The 5,852-nt window shown below is 72.4% G+C and carries 6 protein-coding genes; 5 read left to right on the top strand and 1 reads right to left on the bottom strand.

The features are described from left to right. The 4 genes from HUV06_RS14175 to HUV06_RS14160 form a co-directional block, all read left to right on the top strand. On the top strand, positions 1-487 hold a 487-nt coding region (locus HUV06_RS14175; protein WP_174301901.1), incomplete at its 5' end, for an undecaprenyl-diphosphate phosphatase. A gap of 59 nt (positions 488-546) precedes the next feature. Beyond that, positions 547-1,248 (top strand): YbhB/YbcL family Raf kinase inhibitor-like protein, encoded by a 702-nt coding sequence (locus HUV06_RS14170; protein ID WP_174301900.1) that lies wholly within the window; start codon positions 547-549, stop codon positions 1,246-1,248. Further along, complete coding sequence (locus HUV06_RS14165; protein ID WP_217433895.1) at positions 1,245-3,254, top strand: APC family permease; 2,010 nt, start codon at positions 1,245-1,247, stop codon at positions 3,252-3,254. The genes HUV06_RS14170 and HUV06_RS14165 overlap by 4 nt, the downstream gene beginning before the upstream one ends. Positions 3,255-3,310: 56 nt before the next feature. Then, positions 3,311-4,663: a phosphomannomutase/phosphoglucomutase gene (locus tag HUV06_RS14160; protein ID WP_217433894.1), complete on the top strand. Its 1,353-nt coding sequence runs from the start codon at positions 3,311-3,313 to the stop codon at positions 4,661-4,663. Positions 4,664-4,724: 61 nt separating this feature from the next. On the opposite strand, the gene HUV06_RS14155 is transcribed toward HUV06_RS14160, so the two are convergent. Further along, on the bottom strand, positions 4,725-5,099 hold the full coding sequence (locus tag HUV06_RS14155) for an NtrZ family periplasmic regulatory protein (RefSeq protein WP_174301899.1): 375 nt from the start codon (positions 5,097-5,099) through the stop codon (positions 4,725-4,727). Positions 5,100-5,458: 359 nt separating this feature from the next. Between HUV06_RS14155 and HUV06_RS14150 the strand changes: the two genes are divergently transcribed. Further along, positions 5,459-5,852 (top strand): DUF3576 domain-containing protein (locus HUV06_RS14150; RefSeq protein WP_174301898.1); only part of this gene is annotated, 394 nt, incomplete at its 3' end.

Here is a 5,852-nt window from a genome sequence, read left to right as displayed (position 1 = left end):
GTTCGTGGTCGAGCGCCTGAAACGGCCCGGCGCCTCCTCGCAGGACTTGCGGGGAACGGGCTCACTGGGCGCAGGCGCGCGGCGGCTGGACGAGCTGAGCTGGGGTCAGGCCCTGTTCGTAGGCGTGTGCCAGTGCTTCGCGCTGATTCCCGGCATCTCGCGATCGGGCATGACCATGGCGGGCGGGTTCCTGTCCGGGCTGGACCACGAGGACGCCGCACGCTTCTCCTTCCTGACCGCCACGCCGATCATACTGGGCGCTGCGGTGCTGGAGGTGCCCAAGCTGCACAGGCTGCCCAACGGCGGCGGCCACCTGGGCTCCATGGCCTGGGGAGCGGGCCTGATCGCCGGCATCGTGGCCTATGTCAGCCTCTGGGCGCTTATGCGCTGGTTCAAGCGCCACGAATTCAAGGCCTTCGATCCCTTCGCCTACTACTGCTGGGCGGCCGGGGCGATCTCGCTGGCCCTGCTGATGCTGCACGTCTGAGACCCGGAACACGCCGCAGGGCGGCACGTTCGGCCCCTGCAAGCCCGCGCCGGAGTCCCATGGCCCTCACTTCGATGACCAGAGGCCGCTGGACGCCGCTGCAGGCGGTCGCGGCGCTCGCCCTGGGAGCGTCGAGCGCCATGGCCGCGCCCATCGCCTTCGACCGGCCGGAGCTGCAGGCGCCCGCCACTCTTCAGGTCACCGTGCCCGGTGTGGCCGATGGAGGCGCCCTGCCCTCGAACTACACCTTCAACGGGCGCAACCTCTCCCCGCCGGTCAGCTGGAGCGAGGGGCCGCCCGAGACCCGCAGCTTCGTGGTCCTGATGCAGGACGCCGACGCGCCGACGGACAGACCCGGCGAGGGCGTCGACTGGCTGGTCTATTCGGTCCCGGCCACGGTGGCGATGCTGCCGCGCGGCATGCGCAACGTGGCGAGCCCCACCAGTCCGCTGGGCTCAAGCCAGGGCCGCAACAGCCATGACAGCCTGGGCTACAGCGGCCCCAGGCTGGCCGTGGGCGAGCCCGCCCACCACTACCACCTGCAGGTCTTCGCCCTGGACCGCCCGTTGCGCATGCGGCCTGGGGCCGAGCTGCCGGCGGTGCTGCGGGCCATGGCCGGCCATGCCATAGCCAGGGGCGAGCTGGTGGCCACCTATGTCGCGCCGTCGCCTGAGGCCGCTCACGGACATCAGAAGGGACCCGCCACGCCGCCGCCGCCGGCGCCTCAGCCAGGGACCTCGCCGGCGGAGCCCGGGGCTTGACCCGACCGCCGGCGGCCGGACCCGACAGCGAGCGGGTGGGTTTCTCCCCGGCCCGGCTGCTGCTGGGACGCGCCCTGGCCAACCGCGAGCAGGGCTCGCGCAGGATCGGCCCCTTCGAGGCGGTGCCCACCATGGGGCTGGACGGGCTGGGGTCCTCCTCCTACGGGCCGGAAGCCGCCCTCACCATCCTGGCGCCGCTGGGCGCCGCCAGCCTGCACCTCATCGGCCCGATCATAGGCCTGATCGTGGCCCTGCTGGCGGTGCTCTACCTGTCCTACCGCCAGACGGTGCGCGCCTATCCCAGCAACGGCGGCGCCTATGTGGTTGCGCGGGAGAACCTGGGCGAAAACGCCAGCCTGCTGGCCGCCGCCGCCATCATGATCGACTATGTGCTGAACGCGGCGGTCGGCATCTCCGCGGGCGTCGGCGCGCTCACCTCCATCCTGCCGTCGCTGCAGCCCTTCACCCTGTGGCTGTGCTTGGGCGTGCTGGCGCTCACAACGCTCGCCAACCTGCGGGGCCTGGGAGAGTCCGGGCGGCTGTTCGCCCTGCCCACCTATGTCTTCATCGCTTGCTTCCTGGCCCTGATCGCGCTGGGCCTGGTGCGGACGTTCGCCGCCCACGGCCATCCTCACGCCGTCATCGCTCCGCCCGCCCTCGGCCACGCCATGGAGGGGGTGAGCGTATGGCTGCTGCTGCGCGCCTTCGCCTCGGGCTGCACGGCCATGACCGGGGTGGAGGCGGTGTCCAACGGGGTGAGCGCCTTCCGCGAGCCGGTCGTGAAGAACGCCCGTCGCACGCTCACCCTGATCGTCGGCGTGCTCGCCGCCCTGCTGGTCGGCGTGTCGCTTCTGGCCAAGGCCTACCACCTCGGCGCCATGGACCAGTCCAGGCCGGGCTACCAGTCGGTGCTGTCCCAGCTCACCGCCGCCGTGGTGGGGCGCGGCTGGTTCTACGACGTGGCCATGGCCAGCGTGGTGGGCGTGCTCTGCCTGTCGGCGGCCACGAGCTTCGTGGGCTTCCCCAACCTCTGCCGGCTGGTGGCGCGGGACGACTTCCTGCCGCGCCCCTTCGCCGCCGTCGGGCGGCGGCTCGTCTACTCGGTCGGCATCGGCTATCTGGCGGTCTGCTCGGGCCTGCTGCTGATCGTGTTCGGCGGCGTCACCGACCGGCTGATCCCGCTGTTCGCCATCGGCGCCTTCCTGACCTTCACCATGTCCCAGGCCGGCATGGTGGCGCACTGGCGCAAGGTCGAAGGGCGCCACCTGGGCTCCCTGGTCATCAACGCCGCGGGGGCGCTGTCCACCGGCGCGGCGCTGCTGGTGATCCTGTCCGCCAAGTTCCTGGAGGGGGCCTGGATCACCGCCATCGCAGTGCCGGCGGTCATCGTCATGCTGAAGTCGGTGAAGCGCTACTATGTCAGGCTCGGGGACAAGATGCGCTGCGCCACCCCGCTCCAGGCGGAGGAGACCCAGCCGCCCACCATCCTGGTGGCGTTCCAGGACTGGAGCCGGCTGAGCGAGCGGGCGCTGCGCCTAGCCCGCACCCTGTCGCCGGACGTGGTGGGCGTGCACCTGATGGCGCTCGAGGGCCCTGACGTGGAGGAGCGCCAGTCCACCGTCCGCCGCACCTGGGCCGACATGGTGGAGCAGCCGTTGCGTGCAGCCGGCGTGGCCGACCCGCCCCGGCTGGTGCTGATCCAGGCGCCGTTCCGCACCCTGCACGAGCCGCTCCTGAAGCTGATCCGGCGCACCGACGACGCCACGCCAGGCCGCTCGGTTGCCGTGCTGATCCCGGAGCTGGTGAAGCTGCGCTGGTGGCAGCACCTGCTGCACAACGGCCGCGCCGGGCGGCTGCGGGAGATGCTGCTGCGCCACGGCGGCGACCGGCTGGTGGTCATCGATGTGCCCTGGCGCCCTGACCCGCCCGCCCGCGCCCGTTCCCTGGCCGACGAGGCTCCGGCGTCGCCGACCGCTTCCGCGCCCGTCCGGGAATCCACGCCCTGAGCCTCGCCGATCCCCTGTCCCCACCCCTCTCCCCAGGGTGCGTCCGGCCGCCGGCGGTGCGCGCCTACGACATCCGCGGCAAGGTCCCGGGCCAGATCGAGGGGTCGGACGCCCATGCCCTGGGCCTCGCCTATGCGGCCCTTGCCCGAGCGCGGGGCCTGCGCCGGATCGGCGTCGGCCGCGACGGGCGCACCAGCTCACCGGCGCTCGAAGCCGCCCTGGTCCGCGGGCTGACGGAAGGCGGCATGGCCGTCAAGCGCATCGGGCTCGGGCCGACGCCCATGCTGGCCTTCGCCGTGCGCCGGCTGGCGCTCGACGGCGGGATCATGGTCACGGCCTCCCACAATCCCCCCGACGAGAACGGGTTCAAGCTGCTGCTGGGACCTGAGCGCATCCACGGGAGCGCGCTCGCGGAGCTGGCGGCCTCCCGCGGCGCGCGGGCGCCTGGCGGCTCGGTGGAGGATAGCTCGGTGCTGGAGGCCTATGTGGCCCGGCTCGCCCAGGCGGCGGGCGCGATGGCGCCGTTGAAGGTCGCCTGGGACTGCGGCAACGGCGCCGCCGGCCCGGCCGTCGAGCGGCTGGTCTCCAGCCTGCCAGGCGAGCACCACCTGATGCACGCCACCGTCGACGGCCGCTTCCCCAACCACCACCCCGACCCCGCGGTGGAGGCCAACCTGGCGGACCTGAGCGAGGCGGTGCTGTCCCACCGCTGCGACGTGGGGCTGGCCTTCGATGGGGACGGCGACCGGATCGGCGTGGTGGACGAGGAGGGCCAGGTGCTCTGGGCCGACCAGCTGCTGCTGTTCCTCGCCCGCGAGGTCGTGGCCGCCAACCCTGGGGCCACCATCGTCGCCGACGTGAAGTCAAGCGCGGTGCTGTTCGAGGGCGTGCGCGCCGCCGGCGGCCGACCGGTCATGGCGCCCTCCGGCTACGTCCTGGTGCGCGAGGCGATGCGACGCGAGGGCGCCCTGCTCGGCGGCGAGCTCAGCGGCCACATCTTCTACGCCGACCGTTGGGACGGCACCGACGATGGCCTCTATGTGGCCGCCCGCCTGCTCTGCGCCCTGTCGCGGAGCCTGGAGGAGGGCGGCGCCGGCCTGGCCGCCTTCCGCAGGGCTTTGCCCGCCGCCGTGGCCACGCCCGAGCTGCGCATCGCCTGCCCTGAGCCGCGCAAGTCGCAGGTGCTGGCCGCCGTGACCGCCCGCCTGAACGCCCGGGGCGTGCGGACGGACCCGGCGCTGGGGCTGCGGGTGGAGAGCGAGGACGGCTGGTGGCTGCTCCGCGCCTCGGGCACCGAACCCAAGCTGACGCTTCGATGCGAGGGGCAGGACGCCGCGGCCCTCGCCCGGGTCAAGGCGGCGTTGCGCGAGGAACTGGCGGCGGCGGGGCTGGAGGTCGACCTGGGCTGAGGCCACCACACCCATGCCACTCATCCGGCGAACGCCGGGATGATCGAATGTAGAGCCTGTCCTAGAACTTGAACTTCGTCTCCAGGTGCACCCGGGGTCCCTGGGTATCCTGGGGCAGCAGGCGCTGAACATCCGCCTGGCGATCGCCCAGGCCCACCGAGCCCCCGATCCGCATGGAGGGGGTGATGTGGAAGAAGGCGCCGGCCTGAACGTCCTTCAGGCTGCCGACCTCGCCCACCGGCGGGTCCATGTCCAGCCGCAGCGTCCAGCGGCCGCTTGCGTCCAGCTGCAGGCTCTTGTGCGGCGCGCCGCTCCCGTCCGGGCTGAAGGCGTTGGGGTTCTGGCTGGCCGCGACCGTCTCCGCGCGCGCGCCCGCCACCCCCAGGAGGAGGAGCGCCGCAAGGCCGCCCGCGAGATAGGTCCGTCCGCCCGTCATAGCCCTGCAGCCAATGCCCCAGCCCGAGGCGCACCGTTGAAGCACGGTAATGTGTCCGTCTGTTAAAGGGTCCGCAGGTTTCAGGGTCAATCGACTCCACGGCCCGCAAGGGTCCGGAGCGTGCGACCTGTGGCCGCCCGGTCACGCGGCCCCTGTTGGACGGCCAAGGCCGTTGCTATACAGCCGCCGGATACGCCGCGGGCTTCCCAAACCGGGGAGCGCGGCCGGACTGGTTCGCCGATCCGGCGCGGTCCGAGGCTCTAGCCTGGAAGTAGCGGGTACACACGTAGATGTCTGCTGTTGAAAAGCCGGCTCCGGCCCGGACGACAAGGACTGGGGCGGTCAAGATCGGCGCCCTCATGGTGGCGACGGGCGCGGCGCTCCTGTCGGGATGCGCCCACGACCAGGTGGGGACCCGCCGCATCACCCCCGCCCAGACCCAGGCCACCGCGGGCCTGGGCGTGAACAGCTATCTGTGGCGCGCGACGCTGGACACCCTGGCCTTCATGCCGTTGGCCTCGGCCGACCCCATCGGCGGCACGGTGATCACCGACTGGTACGTCAACCCCGAGAAGCCCGACGAGCGCTTCAAGGCCACCGTCTACATCCTGGACACGCGCCTGCGCGCCGACGGGCTGAACGTCACGGTGTTCAAGCAGACCCGGGATGCGGGCGGCCAGTGGGTGGACGCCCCGGTGGCCGGGCAGACCGACATCGACATCGAGAACTCCATCCTCACCCGTGCCCGCCAGA

The sequence above is a fragment of the Caulobacter sp. S45 genome (genome assembly GCF_903642205.1).
Lineage (GTDB): Bacteria > Pseudomonadota > Alphaproteobacteria > Caulobacterales > Caulobacteraceae > CAHJWH01.
The sequence above is the reverse complement of the archived record's forward strand: the minus strand, read 5'-3'. Positions and strand labels throughout refer to the sequence as shown.

Coding starts and splice junctions, on each gene's coding strand:
- HUV06_RS14170 (WP_174301900.1), top strand. CDS start 547: ATGGCCCTCACTTCGATGACCAGAGGCCGCTGGACGCCGCTGCAGGCG.
- HUV06_RS14155 (WP_174301899.1), bottom strand. CDS start 5,099: ATGACGGGCGGACGGACCTATCTCGCGGGCGGCCTTGCGGCGCTCCTC.